The sequence below is a fragment of the Cytobacillus sp. Bva_UNVM-123 genome (assembly GCF_046351715.2).
In the GTDB taxonomy this organism is placed as follows: Bacteria; Bacillota; Bacilli; order Bacillales; family Cytobacillaceae; genus Cytobacillus.
The window spans coordinates 1233827-1253252 of record NZ_CM177772.1 but is presented as its reverse complement, the minus strand read 5'-3'; the positions used below and the strand labels follow the sequence as shown (position 1 = coordinate 1253252).

The window sequence follows — 19426 nt, the reverse complement described above, 5'->3', positions numbered from 1 at the left end:
TCTTTCGGCGTGCTTAAATCGAGTAGGAGGGGGTGATTAACCCCCGACCTCTCACACCACCGTACGTACGGTTCCGTATACGGCGGTTCAATTAAGATGAGTAACGCAAAGATTCGTAACGAACTTGCAGACTTCTTAACCCTTGCTTTTCCCAGTAGGAAATGCCGAGGGTTCTGTGTAATATGGGGCTATTTGAAATTCGCCAGTAGCCTTTTCGACTGTTTCCCCACTCATATGCTTTTCCATAAGGAATGTTAAAGCGAGCGAGATTTCTGACTCTTGTTCGAGGGCTCTTCCAATTCTTCCAAAGGCACATTCGCAATCTTCTTTTAATCCAGCTGTCTAAAGATTTAAATATTGTTGGTGTCTCTGCGAGCGCGAAGTAACCACACCAGCCAGTTAGATATTGATTTAGTTTTTCAATGCGATATTCCATTGGAAATGGCATCTTTCTTGAGGTAATTTCTCGTATTTTCTTCTTCATTCGGTGTAGGCTTGTTTTCGCAATACGAACCTTCGGTTCTTTATGGTAGGTAAAACTAAACCCTAAGAACTTCCGATTCCACGGTCGGTCTACTGCTGACTTTTGTTCATTTACTTTAAGTCGTAGTTTTCCTTCAATAAATCGCTGTACACTTGCCATCGTACGTTCGCCTGCACGTTTACTTTTCACGTAAATATTACAGTCATCTGCGTACCGAACGAATTTATGACCTCGTCTCTCTAATTCTTTATCGAGCTCATCTAACACGATGTTTGAAAGTAACGGGCTGAGTGGACCACCTTGTGGTGTTCCTTCTTCTGTACTTGAAATCACTCCATTTATCATGACACCGGCTTGGAGATATTTTCGGATGAGTTTGAGTAATGGCTTATCTTGAATTCTTTTCGCTAATGTACTCATTAAGCGGTCATGATTGACTTTGTCAAAGAACTTTTCTAAGTCCATATCGACAACCCATCGATATCCTTCTTTCAAATAACCTTTCGCTTTTCGGACAGCGTCATGGGCACTCCGATTTGGTCGAAATCCATAGCTATTATCCGAAAATATTGGATCATATTCCTCTGATAATATCTGCGATATAGCTTGTTGAATCAAACGGTCTGTCACGGTGGGGATACCTAGTAAACGCACACCGCCGTCTGGTTTCGGGATTTCGACACGACGCACCGGTTGCGGTTCATAGGTTCCCGCTAGAATCTGCGATTTAATGGATTCCCAATTTTCGAGGATGTGCTCTCGTAAGGATTTTACGGGCATCATGTCTACTCCATGGCTTCCTTTATTCGCCTCAACTCGCTTGAGTGCTTGTATCATATTCAGTCGTGCTAAAATTTGATTCAATTTCACCATTTCGTTCCTTTCCGTGAATAACTTGTCTTCTTATAACCGCCTGAACTACACCCTCCATGAAGCACCTCATGGGATTCACCACTACCTTCATCATGTGAGGTTTCTCTGTTTTCTGTGTTCCATCATCCAGAACGGCATGCCAAGGGCTATTCTCTCTTAATTGTTCAGTCCTTCCAAATGGTTCTAGACCCATTTGTACTATGACCTCTGCTGACTTCTGATGATTCAGCTACTTGTCGCCAAGTAGGTTATGAAGGGTACTTCATGTTCTCATCAGACCTCCCCAGGTAAGAGTGCAATCTTTCCCTCCACCTATCTGCTTCATTTACTCTGTATCACCTTCGACAGAAAGGACTTTGTTTTGTTTCGCAAACTCGTCCAATGATACCTAGCCTCATATGAAGTTCGTGTTCCTCAGACCGGAGGTTTGCCGCCCGCTTCCTTCAGATTCTGCGTCACCACAGACACCCTTGCGTTAAGCTACTGCTACTTCTGCCTTCACAGTTCAGGACTTTCACCCTATAGATTGCACCCATGCTGGGCGCACGAAAAAAAGACAGGGCTACATACCCCTGTCTTTTTGTTCGTCACTTTTTATGAAAACTGTATACACATTAGCTTTCATACGACTGTTGCTTGTTTTGCTTAGTCAGTTTTCAACAATATTATTTTAGAAGAAGAAACAACCTCTTCTTCTGCAACAAAAATCACTTCTGCGTCTTCTACAGCAACAATCACTACGTCTTCTACGATCACTTCTACGACAACTTCTCCGATCAGTTCTCCGATCAGTTCTCCGATTTGAGAATACATTTACTCTGTTAGCATTAATATTCACTTCTTCAGCATTAATGACTCGTCTTCTTCCGTCGTGTTCTGGTTGATGGGACATAGACATTTACATTCCCTCCTTTCTTTTGACTACTATAAGATATGCTCCCACTGTCGCTTTGTATGGACAACCACCTAGAGAAAACCGCCCATTTTAATCAATAATCAAGCAATATTCGCCTAAATTAGGGATAGCTAAGTTTTTTAAGTTCACTTTTCATATAGTTATTTCTATCTGCAATATAATCACAAATAAACTCTGGTTCCATATCAAATTGTTCAATATGATCTTTTTTATAAGGGTCCTTTAACACAAATGGTCGAAGAAGGGAGTGTAATTCCATTATTTTAGGCTGCATAAAGTCGACTGCGAATTGGTGATTGAGGATTTGAAGCAAGTTATTATAATATCTTTCTCTAAAAGAAGGGACATCGAGAATTCTCGCTGATAACGTATTAAATCCTTCTATTCGTACATAGTCATATTCCATAATTTCCCCATGAACATCTCTCCCCCATGTTGCATCATAATCCCATGGCAGAATCTCAAATAAGCCCCTATCTCCATTTCTACACAAGGCGTAATTTTGGACAAACCCATCAAAGTTTTGAGTACATACTACCCCTGCAAGCCATAGTAAATACTTTTCCACATCCATGTAATTTCCAATTTCTCGTTCAAATTCTTCTCTTAATAGTGTATTTGCTTTAAAAATAAATTCTTGTAAGAACAAAATTTCTTCGTCCAATCCGTATTTTATTTCATACCCCATTCCTAGAGAGCGTTTTGGGGCATTATCATATTCACTTATTAACGAAAAATTGGCATCACCATCAATCGCATAGAAAACGGATGCGACTGGAATACTTCTTTTTTTAAAGAAGTATTCATCTACAGATTCTAACTGCAAATACACGCCTTCTTGTTTTCCATTTAACACTAGAAAAACATACTCTGCAGCTGGCGTCATAACTCCAATGGAGGAAAAGAAATCAAAGGAAAGCTTATTTCTGAGTAAAGAATGATCCTTATATTCCGCGTTTAAATGAAGTTCCTTTGCACCATTCCATGTTTTAGGCTTATAAAACTGGATATGATACGATTTCTTCTTAAACTCCCGAACATAATATCCTCTATATTTAATATCGATATCATGCTTTTTTTGATTTATATTTAATTTCCCGATTACAGATTTATCAGACCAAATATCTTTCTTCAAATCAATGAGATCTTTTGGGTTAATAAACAACTTATAAATAGGTATCTCTTCATTTTTCAATTTAATCACCCTTCGTTTGCCGTTATTTAATCGTATGACAAACATCTGAAGGGTGACATTCCTAATTATTCTGCTTTCCTAGAATATGCTTTCGTCTAAGTCAAACCTCCGCTAAAAATCGTATGCTATATAAAGGAAAAGAAGGGATGATGAGCTTTTGAAAAAATATAGTGAGGATGATATTCGTCAGGCAGTTAATGAAGTGATTGCTGCTGGAATGGAAAAGTTTCTTTATCAAGAGCCACTTTCTCCAAGAAGATCAAGGCAGTCCGATAAGAATACGCTTAATCAAGTACAAACAGAAAACGATTATGAAAAAAAGGATTAAAAAGCTTTGCTCATGCAGAGCTTTTTACATAGGAATTTTATTAAAGGGTAAGCTACTAAAAGAATGATGAAGGGAGCGTATAACATGTCTCGTGGAGAAAATTTTAATCACAAAAAAAAGCAGCATCCTGGCAATTTCCCTAAAAATGCTGTAATCGAAGGAAAAGCAACTGAAGCACAAGAAGATGAAGAATTTCTTGTTATTCAAGAGGCATTTAAAAACCGCATTGAAGGTCATGATGGAACTGAATTTCGTGAAAAATAATGATTCAATAGAGTCAGCTTAAATATAGAAAGCAGGGTCTAGAAACCAAAATGCTAGACCCTGCTCTATTCTATCGTGTTAGAGATGCCATATCAAAAGCTTTCAGCCATGCTGAACAAGCTTCAATATCTTTAGCAAAGATTCTGTCCTTTGAGATAGAAGGGATTGTTTTTCTCGCTTCTAAATAAAACTCTTTCGTTGTCGCAGCCATTTTCTCATAACCTTTATATTCTGCTGCCTGTAAGGCGCAAATAAGCTCGATCGCAAGAACATTATTGACATTTTGGATGATTTGATAGGCATGCCTTGCTGCAATTGTACCCATACTCACATGATCCTCTTGATTTGCCGAGGAAGGAATGGAGTCGACACTTGCTGGATGTGCCAATGTTTTATTCTCGGAAACTAATGCTGCAGCACAATATTGCATAATCATTGCACCTGATTGCAAGCCTGGCTCTGGACTTAAAAATGGCGGTAAATCATTAAGCTGTGGATTTACTAATCGCTCAATTCTTCTTTCCGAAATATTCGCAAGCTCTGCGACCGCAATTTTCATAAAATCCATTGCTAGTGCAATTGGCTGGCCATGGAAATTTCCACCGGAAATGACACTCTCTCCATCATCAAAAATCAGTGGATTATCTGTTGCTGCATTCATTTCAATTTCTAGCTTTTCCTTTACATAATCTAGTGCTTGAAATGTCGCACCATGAACTTGGGGAATGCAACGAATTGAATAAGCATCTTGAACGCGAATGTCCCCTTGCCTAGAAATTAATTTACTATCTGCCAAATACTCTCTCATTCTTCTTGCTGTATCGACCTGCTGATGATAGCCCCTTGCCCGATGAACTTTTTCATCAAAAGCATCAATAATTCCATTTAAACCTTCCATCGTGACAGCTGCAATTAACTCACTTTGATAGCTAAGCTTTTCCGCTTCCAAAAAGGCAACAATGCCCATGGCAGTCATAGCCTGGGTACCATTTATTAATGCTAGCCCTTCCTTCGCTTCTAAAGTAAGAGGGGTCAATCCTTCTTCTGTTAAAACCTCAAGTGCAGGTCTTCGATTTCCTTTATAATATACTTCTCCTTCCCCAACGAGAACTAATGCAAGATGGGATAGTGGTGCTAAGTCACCACTTGCTCCAAGCGATCCTTGCTGTGGAATAACGGGATGAATCTGCTTATTTACAAGCTCAAGCAATCTCTCGATAAGCTCAGGTCGTACACCTGAAAAACCTTTCAATAAAGCATTTGCTCGCAAAACGACCATTGCCCGTGAAACAGACTCTGGAAATGGCTCGCCAACTCCACACGCATGGGAGCGAATCAAATTCAACTGTAAATCCTTTACATCCTTTTGATTAATTAATACATCGCTAAATTTTCCAAATCCGGTATTAATTCCATAAATAACTCGTTCCTCTTTTACGATTTTTGTAACAGCAGCATGGCTCTTTTTTACTGCCTCCATGCTCTCTTCGGAAGCAACGACTTCTTCCATATTGAACAGTACCTTTTTTACTTCATTTAAAGTTAGTGTTTGTCCAGTTAATACAACCATTTTCTTCCTCCTCAATACATTAGTGAGATAAAGAAAAGGCTGAGTCTCAAACAAACGTTTGAAACTCAGCCTTTTTGTTCATTTTATTTACCATTCGAACATGATTTAGCATCTTCATCAACCCTATTAGGAATTTTTCCGAATATAATTAATCTTATGCTTTTATTTAACCAGTTGTCAATCTTTCTTTTACAATTTTTAACAAGTTAGATTATTAGATTGTTAATAGGCTAAAGGGAATTTTATTGCAGTAACAGCTTTCTATTAAAGATAGTCATCACTTTATTTACTTATTCTAACTTGAACCCCTTTAATGCCTCTGCCAATGCGTTATTAATTGGCTCTTCTTGTTTTTGCTGTTTTAAATATTTTTGGACTGTACGTTTATCTACTTTTCCTTTTGATTCTTTTTTCCGTCGTGCTTCAAAAGCAGATAGCTTTTCACGATAACCACATTTACATGTGAAGATTTGCCCATCCCCTTCTCCACGCAGCTCAAGTTTTTTATGGCATTGTGGACAACGAGCATTTGTAAGTCGTGCAACATTTTTTCGGTAGCCACATTCACGATCTTGGCATACGAGCATCTTTCCTTTTTTGCCATTCACTTCTAGCATCGGTTTTCCGCAATCAGGACAAGTTTTCGTTGAAATATTGTCATGTTTATACTTTTTATCACTATTTTTTATTTCGGCAACAATTTCCTTCGTATAATTGATCATTTCACTAATAAATCGCTCTTTTTTTAACTGTCCCTTTGCAATTTGCTCCAATTTCATTTCCCATTCTGCGGTAAGGGCAGGAGATTTTAATTCCTCTGGTACTAAGTTGAGTAATTGGCGACCTTTAGACGTAATGAAAATTTCTTTGCCTCCACGCTTTTCAATCATGAATGAGTTGAACAGTTTATCAATAATATCAGCTCGTGTCGCAACCGTCCCTAACCCTCCAGTTGATTTTAACGTATCTGCCAGTTTCTTATCACCCGTTTTCATATACTTCGTCGGATTTTCCATTGCAGATAATAAAGTTGCTTCATTAAAATGGGCAGGCGGCTTCGTTTGTCCTGATGTTTGCGTGATGAGCTTTACATTTAATTTATCCCCTTTTTCAATCTGAGGGAAAATCTGTTCTTTTAAATCATCTGTTGATTCTTCCTCTTCAAAATGATTGCCATACACTTCTTTCCAGCCTAGATGTAAAATTGTTTTTCCACGTGCAACAAAGCTTTTCTCGCCCATTTTTGCTCGTAAAGTTAACTGTTCATACTCAAATGCAGGAAATAAAACGGCTAAGAATCTTTTGACGACAAGATCATAGATTTTGCGTTCCTTGTCTGAGAAGGCTGAGAAATTCACGTAGCCTTCTGTCGGAATGATGGCGTGATGATCGGTTACTTTACTGTCATCTACAAAGGATTTCGTTACTTTAATCGGTTTTGTTAAAACCTTATTTGCTAAAGGACGGTACTCACCAATCCCACATGCTTTTAAGCGCTCTGGCAGCGTATTTATGATGTCTGACGATAAATAGCGCGAATCTGTACGAGGATATGTTAAAACTTTATGCTGTTCATATAGCTTTTGCATAATGTTTAATGTTTCCTTTGCTGAATAACCAAAGATTTTATTTGCATCTCTTTGTAATTCTGTTAAATCATATAGGCCTGGCGCGAATGATTTTTTTGGCTTGCGTTCAATTTCTGTTACGATTGTTTCCTTACGACCGAGCGTTATGACAATGCCATCGACCAATTCTTTATTAAAGCTGCGGCTATTTCCTTGTTTATCCTGCCAAGTTAACTTTAATTTTGTATTTGTTACTGCTTCAATCCCGTAATATGTTTGTGGCTTAAAATTCTTTATCTCTTCCTCACGTGCGGCAATCATCGCAACAGTCGGAGTTTGTACACGGCCACAGTTAAGTTGAGCATTGAATTTAGTCGTTAGTGCACGGGTCGCATTCAAGCCGATATACCAATCTGCTTCTGAACGTGCAACTGCAGAAGCATATAAATTTTCATATAGTTTGCCGGGCTTTAAATGGGCAAAGCCATCTTTAATCGCTTTATCTGTAACAGAAGAAATCCATAACCGTTTAATCGGTTTATTCACCTTCGCTTTATCAATAATCCAACGTGCGACTAATTCACCCTCTCTTCCTGCATCCGTTGCCACGATTATTTCGCCAACATCATTTCTAATTAGTTGGCTTTTAACCGCTTGAAACTGCTTCCCAGTCTGTTTGATGACGGTCAACTTTAATCGCTCAGGCAGCATTGGCAAATCCTCTAAATTCCATGTCTTATATTTCACATCATAGTTCTCTGGATCCGCTAATGTCACGAGGTGTCCTAATGCCCACGTCACAATATATTTATCTCCTTCTAGATAGCCATTTCCTTTTTTATGACAATTCAATACACGAGCAATGTCCCGTGCAACAGAAGGCTTTTCAGCAATAACTACACTTTTCTTCACCTAATAAAAACATCCTTTCGGTTCTTCTTTTCAATTTATTTTCCCGACTTCCTTTCATTATATATGAATAATTATTTAAAAACTAACCTTACATGAAGGTTAGAGCCGTTCTAAAAAATCTTGTTTTTTTTAAAACAATAGTAGTATGATAGCAATATTCTAAAAAATGAAATCGGGGAAGCGTTAATTAATATTACCTTTTGGTGTTCCCGTTCCAAATGATTAATAACTTCTTTATATTCCATAACTTGAATATAATCTTTGGATTCCCTAATTCTTATTCTTCTGTTTCCCATCTCTTTTTATTTTTCTTAAACAGGGCTTTAATCATTTAAATTAGTTCAAATGCACTAAAACCATTTTGAATTCCAAATAGTAAAAAGCCTAATTTCTCTGTGTTACTTGTGAGAAATCAGGCTTCATTTACTTCATTAAAGACCACTACACTATAATCTAATTTCTAGTATAATTGACCCATCCATCTGAAATATGAATTGATGCCAAATCTGATAAGTTAGGGAGCATATCACTTATAGAGCATCCCTTTATTTTTTTCCAAATATTTATTGTTTCATTATTCTCTATTTCAATAATATCTAATTTATTCTAAGAGGATATTAATTTTATTGTAGATATTATTCTTTTTCATTTATTTTTAGGGTGTAATCCTGAAGATCATTTTTATCTAAATTCCGCTGAATATCTTTTTCAGCTTTATTTATTTCACTTTTGTCCCATACTTTAAAAAAGGAGCAAAAATACTCCCCTTCTTTCATTTACTAAAAAACTATTTTTTACTTTCAGCTGGCGGGACATTTACTCTATCCAATGGATGGACAATACTTCTTCCTTTAGCACCATCTTTTTGGGTCTTTTCCCACTTCTCCGTTTCATTGTCGAGCTTATATTTGTGTACAACATTTGAACCATCTGCTTTCTTATACATAATCAGGACCTTATCTTCATTTTTATAAAGTGTTGGTTGAACATCACCAATTTCTAGTTTATCCATAACTTCCATAACCAAACGTCCGAGATCTTTATATTCTTCAATAGTATACAAAACACTCAATTCTATTTCCTCAAAACCCTTAACATCCAAATTTAATGACTTTTGAATATCCTGATTAACTTCTGCCAAAAACTGCTTATTTGCATTATCAACAATCTCTTTCTTTTTTTGTTCTTCAATACTCAAAGGTTTTTCTAAAGCATTTTCAAAAGCAAAGAACCCTTTTTCACTAGCTGTTCCAACACTTGCTCCAAGTAATAGCAAAACTAATCCGGTTATTAAAATAACCCCTTTTTTCATAACTCTCTACCTCCCTTAATTTAGAAACTAATGAACTGTATCTAAACTATATTTTGCAGTCGCAAATCCATCATTTGAATGATAACTATAGGTACTCCATGAAACATTAAATCTAGAGCCAAGAGTAGTATTACTTTAACTACATAAATAATGAAGTGACTAACCCTAATTTCTTCGTATTCCTTCACTCTTTTCTGTTTTTATTGAACGGTATTACCCCATTGATAACCATAATTCAAATCGTCCGACGTAGTCCCATCACTATACTTAGCTTTTACCGTAGATTGAAAAGTGTAAGCGACATCTCCAAAGTATTCCTTATAATCAAATGATTCGGAAGTTTATACCAATTTTCAGTTGAACTAGTACATCTCTTACAATAACGTATATTTTGTAAAATTAACATTCTGAATTTTCGACATTTTCTCCATGGACCAAGTAAAAGACTATGGGGTTATCTTTCGAGATATCCCCTTCCTTCTATTTATTGTTGCAGAGTATTAGCTGCTCATTCCTGTATATACAAATGAAGTCATTCAATCTGATTTCAGAAAAACCAAATAAGTTTGCGATAAATAAAAAATCCATATAAGAAATTTTACTTAAAAGTTTCTTTTTTCAAATGAAAAAGTTACAATAAATAGGAAAACTCTGACAAAGGAGACTACATAATGACTAATTTTCAAAAAAATCTAGAAAAATATGCTGAGCTTGCTGTTAAGGTTGGTGTTAATATTCAAAAGGACCAAACTCTTGTTATTAATACTGCACTTGACTCAGCTGAGCTCGTTCGTTTAATCGTTAAAAATGCTTATGAAGCTGGTGCGTATAATGTTGTCGTGAACTGGAGTGATGACATTGTTTCACGAGCAAAATATGACCTTGCTCCTGATGAAGCTTTTAAAGAATATCCTAAATGGCGTGCACAAGAGGTTGAAGAATTAGCTGCAAATGGTGCTGCATTTATGTCTATCGTTTCTTCAAGCCCTGATTTGCTAAAAGGAGTAAAATCAGAACGAATTGCTAATTTCCAAAAAACAGCAGGGAAAGCTCTGGCGAACTATCGAAAAATGATGATGTCGGATAAAGTAAGCTGGACTGTTATCGCTGCTCCGTCACAGGCATGGGCTGATAAAGTATTCCCTAACACTCCAGCTGAGGAAAGAGTAGAAATGCTTTGGAACGCTATTTTCAAAGCAACACGAGTGGATGTAGATAACCCGATCACAGAATGGAAAAAACATGATCAAACACTTCATGAAAAAGTGGACTATTTAAACAATAAACGTTATAAACAATTACATTATAAAGCTCCTGGCACTGACCTTACAATTGAGCTTCCTGAAAAACACCTATGGTGTGGTGCTGGAAGCATAAATGAAAAAGGCGACGAATTTATGGCCAATATGCCGACGGAGGAAGTATTTACAACTCCATTAAAATCAGGTGTGAACGGTACCGTTTCTAGTACAAAACCGTTAAGCTATGGCGGCAATATTATCGATAACTTTACAATTACCTTTGAAGATGGTCGGATTATCGACGTAAAAGCTGAAGAAGGCGAAGCTATTCTGAAACAGCTTGTTGAAACAGATGAAGGCTCTCACTATCTTGGAGAAGTGGCACTAGTTCCCTACAATTCACCAATTTCCAAGTCAAACCTTCTCTTCTATAACACATTGTTTGATGAAAATGCTTCAAACCATTTGGCAATCGGCAGTGCTTATGCTTTCTGTCTTGAAGGTGGCAAGCAAATGTCTAGCGAAGAATTAAAGGAACATGGCTTGAACGATAGCTTAACACATGTTGATTTTATGATTGGATCTGCTGAAATGGACATTGATGGTGTAACAAAAGATGGGAAAGTGGAGCCAATCTTCCGCAATGGAGACTGGGCATTCTAGAGGATCAAAAATAGCCATTTCACATCATGCGATGTGAAATGGCTTTTCTTCTATTATTTTTTTTGTAAATCGATACTGTTTACTTCTTCATTGACATTCGTCTTCACTTCAATTGTATATTTGTCTGCAACATAAATAGCCTTTCGATTTTGGCTGAACCCATCATAACCTTCAAAATCAGGTTCCCCAAACAAACGGATGATTTCATCCATTGTCATCTTCATTCGCTCACCAGGGATCGAAACAGCTGTTACAATTCCTGATGCTTCATTATAAAAATAAGTAAATTCAGGATACATGACAAATGGAACTCCCTCTTGAATTCCTTCCATCATAAAATTCGGGGCAGCCTTTTTTATATTAGAAATATTTGTGCCAATTGGATAAGGACTTCCCAACGGGATGCCTTGCTTTGCTTTCTCAATCACATCCCCATTTAGCTCTAGATTCAAGTAAGGAAAATAATTCTCTCTTTTTTCACTCCATAGACTGTACCAATCCTGATCAAAAAGCTCAGCCTGATCGCTTTTCGCCAAATCAGACTCATCTATTTTTATTAGCTTCATGGCATCATTATCATATTCCCATGTAACAAATTTCCATTCATTATTCGTTTGAATATGGGCCGTTTGCAAGTATTTCTGATTTATTGCCTTCATCTCATATCCATAAATCGATGGTAAGATATCTGCAGTTTGAACAATCTTTACCTCTCCATCTTTTACTGCTAATAATAAAGGAGTTGAATTATTTGCATCTTGAGGCTGTAGAATTCCAATAAGTGTTTTATTCCCAATATTCAATGGATAAACTTGTTCAGAAGAAAAATGAAAAGTTAATTCTTCCATTTCTTGCAGAATATTTTGCTTATAGGCGACTGTCGAGTCTTTTTCAGCTAAATAGACAGAATAATGACCTGAATAATATTGTTCTTTTCGGACAAGTTTACTCATTTCATCCTCAGCAAAAAGGAATAAAGTATAAATAAATTCACCGTCTTTTACCTCGAATTGAAAATGAGAATTCTCCTTCAGCCATCCTGTATCTTTTTGCTCTTTTCCTTCTGACATGATCGCTTGTTTTCTTTTGGCTTCTTTTTGTGTTTCTTGTTTATCCTGCATTGCATTTGTTAAAGCAATTGTTTCATTGGAACATCCTGCTAGAGCTCCCGAAAACAACATTAAAGATAGTATATATAAATAGTTTTTCATAAAATCTCCCTAGTAAGTAAATCATTTTTTCTCTTTGTAATAGAATTGAAATATTTCTTGTTAAAATTGTAACAAATAGAAGCGAAATCTACAAATCTAAAAATTTATCCATTTTCCTATCATTTCACTTCTGTACTTCGTAGTATGTCTATTATACATATGAGTTATTAGATTCGATAGACATAAATACGGTATTAACAATGATTTTATTGAAAAACACGCCTATTTTAACTAGCTTTCACTCTTTTAAACATAGTATAATAAACGTTAATTTTGTATAGAAAGGTGTTAGAACTGAATGTGGAATGAATTTAAGAAGTTTGCCCTTAAAGGAAATGTTCTAGATCTTGCTGTCGGGGTTATTATCGGAGCTGCTTTCGGAAAAATTGTCTCATCACTTGTTGATGATATTATTATGCCACTTATCGGACTGCTTATAGGGGGGATTGATTTTACAGCTCTTTCTTTTACTTTCAATGATGCTGAAGTGAAATACGGTTCATTTATTCAGACTGTTATTGACTTTCTTATCATTGCTTTTTCAATTTTTATTTTCATTAAAGTGATCAATGAACGTTTTAGAAAGAAAGAAGAAAAGAAGCCTGCACCAGTTGAGGTGGATAAGAAGGAAGCTCTTTTATCTGAAATTCGTGACTTACTGAAAGAAGATATTCAAAAAGTTCGGGGAAAATCAAACTGATTGAAACTTTTTACTTGTAAGCTCGTATAAAAGGATAAGCTAATTAAATATGAGGTGAAAATAACTAAAATGTATGCACAATCACAACAAACAGTTAATCGAAATGGATATTTACCATCTGTTTTAAGAACTTTTGCTTTATCTTTAGGCATTGCCTTTATCGGTACAATGGTAGGTGTCTTTGTTCCACCAGCAATGTTCCTTCCACTCGTTATTCTTGAGGTTGGAATGCTCATCTTTGCTTTTTTCTTACGCCGTAAAAAAGCAATATCTTATCCTTTTCTTTTTGCTTTTACATTTATTTCTGGGATTACAACGTATCCAATTGTTTCTCATTATCTAACAACAATTGGGCCAAATCCAGTTTTGCTTGCACTTGCAACGACAACAACTGTGTTCACAGGTATTGCTATCTATGCCTCAAAAACAAAGCGTGATTTCACCTTTTTAGGCGGCATGCTAATGGCAGCACTTCTTGCTTTAATTGCCATTTCAATTTTTAATATTTTTTGGCCGTTAAGCTCTACTGGAATGCTCGCCTTCTCATTTGTTGGCGTACTCGTATTTAGCGGTTATGTTCTTTTTGATTTCAATCGCATGAAGCAATACGGCGTTTCAGCTGAAGAAGTTCCATTAATGGCTCTTAATTTATATCTTGATTTTATTAACTTGTTCATTAATATTTTGCGGATTTTTGGAATATTAGGGAGCAGAGATTAAGAGCTTTAACAAGTAACAAACGAAGAGTTGTCTCCAAGTCAATGAACGACTTGAGGACAACTCTTTTTTTCTGCTTTACCTTGTTGATTAGGTCCAAGCTTTCTTAAATCAACATGAGGAGTTACTATGAACTTTGACTTTCGGATCTAGCTTTTGTACTGTTTTACTCCAATTCATGCTGTATGAATCTTTTCCTCTGCCACCGTTACCTTCTCCAGAATAGCTATTTCCAAGGTCATCTTTTATTTCTATTTCTACATAAACTGTATCCCACATTTCTAAAGATTCATTTTACTCTCTCTTGGTTTTCATTTTACTTTCCTGTTACTTTCATCATTTAAAGTTAATTTTAAATTAGTTAAGGAGAGTTATAAATGGAACTAAATATTGAACAAGTAAAAAAGACTTACGGAAAAAACCTTGTCCTCAATCAAATTAGTCTACAGCTTAGGTCCGGAATATTAGGACTTTTAGGTCCAAATGGTGCAGGAAAATCAACTTTAATGCGCATCATTTCAACCATTGAAAAGGCTGATAGTGGGACAATTTCTTGGAATGGAAGTAATATTGCAAAAACGCCTCAGCACTTGCGAAAACAGCTCGGTTATTTGCCACAAGATTTTGGTGTCTATCCAAATTTGACTTCAATTGAGTTTTTAACATATATGGCAGCTTTGAAAGGGCTGAAGCCAAACTCAGCTAAAAAGCGAATGTTTGAGCTTTTAGAGTCACTTAATTTAACCGACTCTATAAAAAAGCCATTAGGAGGTTTTTCAGGAGGAATGCTTCAGCGCGTAGGGATTGCACAGGCATTATTAAATGATCCTGCTCTATTAATTGTTGATGAACCAACAGTAGGTTTAGACCCAGAAGAACGAATTCGGTTTCGTAACTTACTATCTCAATTAGCAAGTGACAGAATGATCATTTATTCAACCCATATTGTATCAGATATTGAAGCTCTTGCTTCTAACCTTGCCATTATGAAAAAGGGACAGATGACAAAAATGACGACACCTGAGGAATTAATAAAATCAGCTGAAAATAAAGTTTGGGAGCAACTTATTCCTACTCAAGACTTTTCCGCTATTCAAGAAATGTATCAAATTAGCAGTGCCATTCATCGAGGAAATGGAATTCAAATAAGAATGATTTCTAATACAAATCCCGGAAATAATTGCAAAGCTGTTTCAGCAACATTAGAAGAAGCTTATTTATTTCATCTTTCTTAATTAAGGGGGAATTCATTTGTTTGCAGCAGTTTCTAATTTTTTCCAACTTGTCTCAATCGAGACCATTAAATATATGCGCAATAGTCGTTTTTTCATCTTAATAAGCCTCATCCTATTTCTAGCATATTTAGCAGTACCAGCTGCCTCAGCAGGCTACCAAGTTTTCTATATTTCTGGTGTGAGAGGAGAGTATAATTCTGCTTGGCTAGGTGGCATGGGAACAATGCTATCTACTATTTTTGTCTGGCTTTTTGGTTTTTATATGCTTAAAAATCGAGTCACAAATGATTCGCAATATAAGCTAATGCCATTAATTAGTTCTTCACCGGTTAGAAACTTAACCTATCTCAGCAGTAAGTTTCTCAGCAATTTTTTCATCGTTATGACGATTCATATTATTTTAATGGCTTCCTTTCTTATCATGCAGCTTTTAAGAGGCGAAAATTATCTTATTGAGATTTTGGACTATATTGGTCCCACTATCTATCTCATCATTCCCTCCTTTGCTATGCTTTCAGCGATAGCCATTTTATTTGATACAACCCCTGGCTTAAAAGGGACAACGGGGAATATACTATTCTTTTTTCTTTGGCTCATCTTAAGTGTGATGTCACTGGAAAAGCCTGATAGCTTCATTGATATTTTCGGTATAGATGTCATTCGTTCAGATATGGTCAAAGAAGCAAGCTTCGTTTACGGTGAAATGGTAAATGGAAATGACGGTGGGAGCTTCGGGTATTATCCGATGAATCAGCCAGCACTTACTTTTGAATGGCAAGGGATTGATTGGAGTTTGACTAAACATTTCAAGCGGGGACTTTGGATTGTAGGCGCCATTTTGCTAACCCTGCTCTCCACAGCCATGTTTAATGCGTTTCCGCCTAATAATAAATCTAGCTCTTGGTTGTTCTTAAGAGAGTCTAAGAATAGCAGAAATCAAAGATTCGAAGTGCCGTCTATTTCGTTGACAAGTATTGTAAGGACAAATCGCGTTAACTTTGTGAAAGTAGTACAATATGAAATCCTTTTCTTAATCAAAAAAATGTCCTTATGGTGGCATCTAGTAACCATTGCCATTATTCTCTTCTGTCTATTCGCACCTATGTCTTTTGTGAAGGCATGGCTGCCTGTCATTATGATTTGGCCGCTCTCAGCATGGTCACTCATTAATGTAAAAGAAAAACGATATGGAGTAATAGAACTATTAAGAACAACTTGCTCACCTATCTATCCGTTTTTTGCTGCCTGGGTAAGTGGAGTATGCATCACTACGATTGTTTCACTCGGAGTCATCATTCGCTTTTTAATAGCTGGTGACTATCTTCAATTATTATGTTGGCTCATCGCATGTTTCTTCATCCCTGCACTCGCATCCGCTCTTGGTGCTTGGAGCAGTTCAGAGAAAATGTTCGAGGTGATTTATATGATTTGGTGGTATTTAGGTCCTGTTAATGGCATGAGCTATGTTGATTTTTCAGGTGTTGCTACACCTGCACCCCTGATGTATTCAGCTATGACGATTATTTTACTAGCTATTGCATATGTCGGGGTGATTAGAAAGCCTAGCTTAAGATAATGTGAAACTCAAAAAAATTTCAAATAGGAGAAAATCATGAAAAAAATATTGTTCGGTTTTTTTATCCCTCTACTTTTTGTAACAGTCCTTACCGCTTGTGGAAAAGATGCGAAGAAAGAGATAACGAATTCAATTCCCGCAAAAGAAATGGAAGAGATATACGTAACAGCAGATAATCAAACTGTAAATATGATAACGACCACTAGTAATGAAGTGAAAATAACGGTTACCGGTGGGGAAAAGCCTGAAATTATGGAAAAAGAAAACAGCCTTTATATTGAAGCAAAAGCCTCATCTAAAGTAGTAAATTTTCATACGCCAGAACTAAAAGTTGAGCTTCCAGAAAAAATATATGAAAAAATAAAGATTGAAACGATTTCAGGAAAAATTATTCTCAAGGCTAAAAGCATTGTGAGGAACATCCAAACTGATAGCGGGGATGTAACCATTCAACTATTAGATAAACCTGATGATATGAATATTAGCTTAAAGGCAGCAACAGGAAAAATTGAATCAGCATTCACAGCCCATTTAGTCGTACAGGAAAAAGGAGGAGGAAACATTGTAGAGCATCTAACAGAGCATGCAAAAATGAAAATTGAAGCGGCAACTAGCAGTGGAAATATCTATTTAGTACAGACCGATTAATACTTTAACATTTTTTAGTCATAACCGACAAAAATAGGTGATAAAAAGAGCAATCTTTTTTATCACCTATTTTTGAACGGTAAGGGGAAATGAAACTATCATTTTCGTTCCGAAATTTGGTTCGCTTTCAACTACAATCGTGCCATTATGTGCACTTATTATTTGTTTTGCAATACTCATTCCTAGACCTGTACCATCAGTATTCTTCTCAATGTTGTTTTGGCTATAATAGCGATTAAATATATGTTCTACCGTGTTTTTGTCCATACCATTTCCATTGTCTTCAATCATAATGATCACTATATCATCAATTGATTGAATGGTTGTTTGAATGGTTGTTTTTGGGGGATTATGAATGATTGCATTCATATAAATGTTTTCCATTGCACGGTACATTAGTTTATCATCGAAGAAACCTTTTATCTCTGAATCTGAAGCGATAAGTGTGAACTCATTATCAACGATAGAGGAATCACTCAAAATATTGGCAATCAATCTCCTAACAAATTCAACGATTGAGTGCTCTTTATAAAGAACAGGCAAGGAAGCAGCCGTCATTTTAAATGAAAAGTTGAGATCCTTAATTAACTCTTCCATTTGTAGACCTTTTTGATTAATCTCCTTTAAAAACTTCTCTTTCTCCTCATTACTCCAATCTTTATCTTGAAGAAGTAAAGCAGAATAACCATTAATATATGTAAGTGGCGTTTTTAAATCATGAGATATACCCGCTGCCCACTCTTTTTTTAACCGTTCTAACTCTTCTTTACTTTCTTCGGCTTGTTTTAGTTTCATTGTAAGCTCTTTCAGCCCTACAATAACTTCTTCGTAAAGACTATAGGGCCAGCTTAATTTTCCCTTTCTTTTCTTAATTGTAGTATATGGAAATTGATAATTCCCCTTTGCCAAAAGCTGCAACCATGTCAAAATTTCAATAAGCGGCTTACCAAAAAACCTTCCAAATACGATGGCAGACAAAAAAATAATCAGCAGAAAAAAAACGACAACAATTAAATCATAATAACCATTATTTTCTGTCATACGCACTGCTGGCAAAATGAAATCTATCAGCAGAATCGTTCCAAATGTAACAAGTGCAAGGCCAATCATGAAACTAATAATTAAATGAAGGGTAAATCTTAAACTTATTTTCATCTTTCACCTTTACCATTCGGTACAAATTTATACCCAATCCCTCTTAAAGTTAAGATAAACTCTGGATTTTTCGGATCTTTTTCTATTTTCTTTCGTAATTTTGAAATATGCATAACGACCGTCTTATCATCTCCAAAACTATCTTCTCCCCAAACTCGTTCATATAATTGAGAAGCTGTAAAAACTCGATTTGGATGCCTGCAAAGAAACATGAGGAGCTCAAATTCCTTCGCCGTACAAACTTCAGGTACATTATTCACTAATAGCTTTGCTTCCTCTATATGAAGAGAAAAGCGGCCGTAATCATAAATCTTTTCTACCGTCTTCTCTGAATGGTGCTGTGAATCTATACGCCTTCTTCTTAGCTGTGCATTAACTCTTGCTGCTACCTCTAGTGGATTAAAGGGCTTTGTAATATAATCATCTCCACCAATCCCTAATCCTGTTAATTTATCTAAATCGCTAGAACATGCCGTGACAAAAATTAAAGGGGCATTCGTATAATGGCGAATTGTGCGACATAATTCAAAACCATCCATATCTTGAAGCATGACATCAAGGACAATTAAATCGTAATTTTTGTTTTTTATTTGGAATAATGCTTCATGAGCTGTTTCACAGCAAGTGATACTCATATAGCGCTCTTTTCTTAATGTCGTTTCAAGCAGCTCTAATATCCCTTTTTCATCATCAACTAGTAAAATATGCTCAGGCTTTGTCACTATTTATTATTCCCCATTTCCACTATCCCATTAATATCCTATACTTCCATTCTACCATTTTCCTCTTCGCGAAAAAAAGTTTTCGCAACAAAATAGACTGCCTCAAAGCCACAGCTGACTTTTGAGACAGTCATAT

19 protein-coding genes are annotated in these 19426 nt (G+C 36.2%); 8 read left to right on the top strand and 11 right to left on the bottom strand.

All coding sequences use genetic code 11. The features are described from left to right. Window positions 1-91: 91 nt before the first annotated feature. The 4 genes from ltrA to KDN24_RS06025 form a co-directional block, all read right to left on the bottom strand. On the bottom strand, window positions 92-1354 hold the full coding sequence (gene ltrA / locus KDN24_RS06040; RefSeq protein WP_491348469.1) for a group II intron reverse transcriptase/maturase: 1263 nt from the start codon (window positions 1352-1354) through the stop codon (window positions 92-94). Then, a complete protein-coding gene (locus KDN24_RS06035; protein ID WP_409970504.1) occupies window positions 1296-1550 on the bottom strand; it encodes a hypothetical protein in 255 nt (84 codons plus the stop codon). The genes ltrA and KDN24_RS06035 overlap by 59 nt, the downstream gene beginning before the upstream one ends. A 452-nt stretch (window positions 1551-2002) precedes the next feature. Further along, entirely contained in the window at window positions 2003-2170 is a 168-nt protein-coding gene (locus tag KDN24_RS06030) for a hypothetical protein (protein WP_409971452.1), read from the bottom strand. Between the two features lie 203 nt (window positions 2171-2373). Next, on the bottom strand, window positions 2374-3468 hold the full coding sequence (locus KDN24_RS06025) for a CotH kinase family protein (protein ID WP_409971451.1): 1095 nt from the start codon (window positions 3466-3468) through the stop codon (window positions 2374-2376). Window positions 3469-3625: 157 nt separating this feature from the next. Here KDN24_RS06025 and KDN24_RS06020 point away from each other — a divergent pair, with 157 nt between their 5' ends. Continuing rightward, a complete protein-coding gene (locus tag KDN24_RS06020; protein WP_409971450.1) occupies window positions 3626-3796 on the top strand; it encodes a CotG/ExsB N-terminal domain-containing protein in 171 nt (56 codons plus the stop codon). A gap of 84 nt (window positions 3797-3880) precedes the next feature. After that, a complete protein-coding gene (locus tag KDN24_RS06015) occupies window positions 3881-4060 on the top strand; it encodes a hypothetical protein (RefSeq protein ID WP_409971449.1) in 180 nt (59 codons plus the stop codon). A 70-nt stretch (window positions 4061-4130) separates the two neighbouring features. Here the strand turns inward: KDN24_RS06015 and hutH are convergent, their stop codons facing one another. The 3 genes from hutH to KDN24_RS06000 form a co-directional block, all read right to left on the bottom strand. Then, a complete protein-coding gene (gene hutH / locus KDN24_RS06010) occupies window positions 4131-5630 on the bottom strand; it encodes a histidine ammonia-lyase (protein WP_409971448.1) in 1500 nt (499 codons plus the stop codon). A gap of 290 nt (window positions 5631-5920) precedes the next feature. Beyond that, window positions 5921-8110: a DNA topoisomerase III gene (locus tag KDN24_RS06005; RefSeq protein WP_409971447.1), complete on the bottom strand. Its 2190-nt coding sequence runs from the start codon at window positions 8108-8110 to the stop codon at window positions 5921-5923. A 787-nt stretch (window positions 8111-8897) separates the two neighbouring features. Continuing rightward, a complete protein-coding gene (locus KDN24_RS06000; protein WP_409971446.1) occupies window positions 8898-9422 on the bottom strand; it encodes a hypothetical protein in 525 nt (174 codons plus the stop codon). 671 nt (window positions 9423-10093) lie between these two features. On the opposite strand from KDN24_RS06000, the gene KDN24_RS05995 reads away from it, so the two are divergent. Beyond that, window positions 10094-11326 carry an aminopeptidase gene (locus tag KDN24_RS05995; protein ID WP_409971445.1) on the top strand — a complete coding sequence of 411 codons (1233 nt, stop codon included), beginning with the start codon at window positions 10094-10096 and terminating at the stop codon, window positions 11324-11326. 53 nt (window positions 11327-11379) lie between these two features. On the opposite strand, the gene KDN24_RS05990 is transcribed toward KDN24_RS05995, so the two are convergent. Further along, window positions 11380-12537, bottom strand: coding sequence for a hypothetical protein (locus KDN24_RS05990; RefSeq protein ID WP_409971444.1), 1158 nt, complete (start codon window positions 12535-12537; stop codon window positions 11380-11382). 298 nt (window positions 12538-12835) lie between these two features. Here KDN24_RS05990 and mscL point away from each other — a divergent pair, with 298 nt between their 5' ends. Together mscL and KDN24_RS05980 are read left to right on the top strand one after the other, a co-directional pair. Next, complete coding sequence (mscL, locus tag KDN24_RS05985; RefSeq protein ID WP_409971443.1) at window positions 12836-13237, top strand: large conductance mechanosensitive channel protein MscL; 402 nt, start codon at window positions 12836-12838, stop codon at window positions 13235-13237. 69 nt (window positions 13238-13306) lie between these two features. Continuing rightward, window positions 13307-13957 (top strand): Bax inhibitor-1/YccA family protein, encoded by a 651-nt coding sequence (locus KDN24_RS05980; RefSeq protein WP_409971442.1) that lies wholly within the window; start codon window positions 13307-13309, stop codon window positions 13955-13957. Window positions 13958-14065: 108 nt separating this feature from the next. Here KDN24_RS05980 and KDN24_RS05975 read toward each other — a convergent pair whose 3' ends face one another. Beyond that, on the bottom strand, window positions 14066-14233 hold the full coding sequence (locus KDN24_RS05975; RefSeq protein ID WP_409971441.1) for a hypothetical protein: 168 nt from the start codon (window positions 14231-14233) through the stop codon (window positions 14066-14068). 98 nt (window positions 14234-14331) lie between these two features. Between KDN24_RS05975 and KDN24_RS05970 the strand changes: the two genes are divergently transcribed. From KDN24_RS05970 to KDN24_RS05960, 3 genes are read left to right on the top strand one after another with little or no spacing between them, the layout of a single operon-like run. Then, window positions 14332-15189, top strand: coding sequence for an ABC transporter ATP-binding protein (locus KDN24_RS05970; protein ID WP_409971440.1), 858 nt, complete (start codon window positions 14332-14334; stop codon window positions 15187-15189). 16 nt (window positions 15190-15205) lie between these two features. After that, on the top strand, window positions 15206-16765 hold the full coding sequence (locus KDN24_RS05965; RefSeq protein ID WP_409971439.1) for a hypothetical protein: 1560 nt from the start codon (window positions 15206-15208) through the stop codon (window positions 16763-16765). A gap of 36 nt (window positions 16766-16801) precedes the next feature. Then, on the top strand, window positions 16802-17413 hold the full coding sequence (locus tag KDN24_RS05960; RefSeq protein ID WP_409971438.1) for a hypothetical protein: 612 nt from the start codon (window positions 16802-16804) through the stop codon (window positions 17411-17413). A gap of 66 nt (window positions 17414-17479) precedes the next feature. Here KDN24_RS05960 and KDN24_RS05955 read toward each other — a convergent pair whose 3' ends face one another. Together KDN24_RS05955 and KDN24_RS05950 are read right to left on the bottom strand one after the other, a co-directional pair. Beyond that, on the bottom strand, window positions 17480-18568 hold the full coding sequence (locus KDN24_RS05955) for a sensor histidine kinase (RefSeq protein ID WP_409971437.1): 1089 nt from the start codon (window positions 18566-18568) through the stop codon (window positions 17480-17482). Continuing rightward, window positions 18565-19290: a response regulator transcription factor gene (locus KDN24_RS05950; protein WP_409971436.1), complete on the bottom strand. Its 726-nt coding sequence runs from the start codon at window positions 19288-19290 to the stop codon at window positions 18565-18567. Before KDN24_RS05950 ends, KDN24_RS05955 begins: the two co-directional genes overlap by 4 nt. Window positions 19291-19426 lie beyond the last annotated feature (136 nt).